The sequence below is a fragment of the Chryseobacterium mucoviscidosis genome (assembly GCF_002177115.1).
GTDB classification, from domain to species: Bacteria; Bacteroidota; Bacteroidia; order Flavobacteriales; family Weeksellaceae; genus Chryseobacterium; species Chryseobacterium mucoviscidosis.
Window position 1 is genome coordinate 1 of the sequence record NZ_MVAG01000206.1, and the last position, 221, is coordinate 221.

Consider the following 221-nt stretch of genomic DNA (forward strand, 5'->3'; position numbering starts at 1 on the left):
CATTTGTATGGATGGGACTTTGGGTATTTTACTACAAAAAAACCCATAAGCATCATAAAGTGAATGAACATGAGCTTACGTATATTAATCAGGATAAGGAAGATGCTGCTGTTGAGGAAAATACGGTAACAACAGAAGAGCGAAAATTAACATTCAAAGAATTTTTAAGTTATAAACGGACCTGGGCATTTGCGTTTTGAAAGTTGATGACGGATGGTAGA

At 35.3% G+C, this 221-nt stretch carries 1 pseudogene; it reads left to right on the forward strand.

Annotated elements, in window-relative coordinates:
- Positions 1-200: pseudogene (locus B0E34_RS21495) on the forward strand (MFS transporter); the annotation flags it as partial.
- Positions 201-221: the final 21 nt, after the last annotated feature.